The sequence below is a fragment of the Desulfovibrio sp. 1214_IL3152 genome (genome assembly GCF_036763055.1).
GTDB lineage: Bacteria > Desulfobacterota > Desulfovibrionia > Desulfovibrionales > Desulfovibrionaceae > Desulfovibrio.
In genome coordinates, this window is sequence record NZ_JBAIYW010000291.1 from 1 (window position 1) to 1,872 (window position 1,872).

At 61.3% G+C, this 1,872-nt stretch carries 1 protein-coding gene; it reads left to right on the top strand.

The features are described 5' to 3' along the window. Nucleotides 1-1,872, top strand: a 1,872-nt coding sequence (locus tag V6C07_RS06220; RefSeq protein ID WP_333535492.1) for a valine--tRNA ligase, incomplete at both ends; no start/stop codon positions are given.

Sequence of the window (1,872 nt, forward strand, 5' to 3'; positions counted from 1 at the left end):
CCGAGGGCAAAGGCCGCAAGGACCTGGGCCGCGAGGCTTTTGTCGAGCGCGTGTGGGAATGGCGTGAGGATTACGGCCATCGCATCCTTGACCAGATCCGCGCCATGGGCGCCTCGGTGGACTGGTCGCGCCTGCGTTTCACTATGGACGAGGGCCTTTCCGCCGCCGTGCGCAAGGTTTTTGTGCAGTTGTACAACGACGGCCTTATTTACAAGGGCGACTACATCATTAATTGGTGCTCCCGCTGCCATACGGCGCTGGCCGATGACGAGGTGGAACACGAGCAGAGCAGGGGCAGGCTCTGGAAGGTGCGCTATGCCCTTGCGGACGGCTCCGGCTTTATCACCATCGCCACCACCCGGCCTGAAACCATCCCCGGCGATACGGCCATCTGCGTGCACCCCGAGGACGAGCGCTATGCCCACATGGTGGGCAAAACGGCGCTGGTTCCCGTGCTGGGCCGTGAAATTCCCATTATCGCGGACGCCTATGTGGATCGCGAATTCGGCACTGGCGCGCTCAAGGTGACGCCCTGCCACGATCCCAATGACTGGATGCTGGGCAAAAAGCACGACCTGCTCTTTATTCAGGCCATTGACGAAAACGGCGTCATGAAAGCCGAGGCCGGAATTTACCAGGGGCTGGAAAAATCGGCCTGCCGCGAAAAAATCGTGGCCGATATTGAGGCCGCCGGGCAGCTTGAAGGGGTGGAAGAACTGGAACACGCCGTGGGCCACTGCTACCGCTGCCACACCGTGGTGGAGCCGCATGTGTCCACCCAGTGGTTTGTGGCCGCCACCAGGATGGCTCCGGCCGCCCGCGACGCCGTACCCGGCCTGACCCGCATCTTGCCGGAAACCTGGCTCAAGACGTATTATCACTGGCTGGACAATATCCGCGACTGGTGCATCAGCCGCCAGATCTGGTGGGGGCATCGCATTCCCGCCTGGACATGCGAGGCGTGCAGTCAGCTCATCGTTGCCGAAGAAGCTCCGGATGTCTGCCCCCACTGCGGCAGCGCCGCGCTGAAGCAGGACGAGGACGTGCTGGACACCTGGTTCTCCTCGGCGCTCTGGCCGTTCTCCACCATGGGCTGGCCTGCCGATACCAGGGAACTGCATCGCTGGTATCCCACGTCCGTGCTGGTTACGGGCTTTGACATCCTGTTCTTCTGGGTGGCCCGCATGATGATGATGGGCATCCATTTTATGGGCAAGCCGCCCTTTGCCGACGTGTATCTGCACGCGCTGGTGCGCGACGCATCGGGCCGCAAAATGTCCAAATCCACGGGTAATGTCATTAACCCGCTGGAAATGATCGACAAATACGGCTGCGATGCCCTGCGTTTCACCCTGACGGCCTTTGCCGCCATGGGCCGCGACATCCGCCTTTCCGAAGAGCGCATTGAAGGCTACCGCCACTTTGTCAACAAACTCTGGAACGCCGCGCGCTTCACCCTCATGAATCTGCCCGAAGAAGCCCCGGCCAGCGTGGACCTTGGCAACATTCAGGGGCTGCACCACCAGTGGCTGCTGCACCGGCTTGAAACCGTCAAGCAGGACATGGATCAGGCCCTTGGGGACTACCGCTTTAACGATGCGGCCCAGCTTGGATACAAGTTTCTCTGGAACGAGTTTTGCGACTGGTATCTTGAACTTATCAAGCCCGACATGCAGAGCGAAGACGAGCAGCGCAAGGCTGCGGCCCAGTATGTGCTGTGGCTGGCCCTGCGGGAAATACTGCTGCTGCTGCATCCTGTCATGCCTTTTGTCACGGCCGAGATATGGGCGGCCCTGCCCGTGCCTGCCGGTGAAAAAGCCACTGACCTCGCCTGCGAGCTTTACCCCGCGTCGCGTCCGGCCTGCGTTCGTC